The sequence below is a fragment of the Oleiphilus sp. HI0067 genome, from assembly GCF_001635735.1.
On sequence record NZ_LWFI01000200.1, the window covers coordinates 1 to 564 of the forward strand.

Consider the following 564-nt stretch of genomic DNA (forward strand, 5'->3'; position numbering starts at 1 on the left):
AGACTATCGCGATAATGACTTTGGCTTACCTGTGCATTTTCGTGATGTAGGCGAAGGCGATACCATTGTCCTTATCCATGGCGAGCTTTCCTCTGTTCACACATGGAACCGCTGGGTCGAAATACTTCGCCAAGAATTTCGTGTTATCGCGATTGATTTACCTGGCTCAGGTTTAACGGGGGCACCACGCTGCATTCGCTCACCAGAAGATCTATGTCCTGAAAACTTAAGTCGTGATTACCTGAGTCATACCCTCACCTACCTAATTGAAGATCTCGAGCTCCGAAACTTTCATTTAGTCGGTGCTTCTTACGGCGGATATTTAGCTGCACGTTACGCTATAGACAACTCAAATAAAGTAAAAACTCTTACTTTGGTATCGCCTCTTGGCATGCAGCAAGAGCCCCCTTTCATGGTCCGATACTTAGATAATACAGGCCTACTTTCCGAGTATTTTCAACCATCAACGATCGTTACCACAATGGTAGATGATTTTTACGCCAATCCAGAAAAAATCACCCCCGACACCCTCCAGCGTTACATCCATCTTTTGCAAGGCCCAGG

At 45.7% G+C, this 564-nt stretch carries 1 protein-coding gene; it reads left to right on the plus strand.

From position 1 onward, the window contains the following. A partial coding sequence (locus A3739_RS02575) for an alpha/beta fold hydrolase (protein WP_156502279.1) occupies positions 1-564 on the plus strand: 564 nt, incomplete at both ends.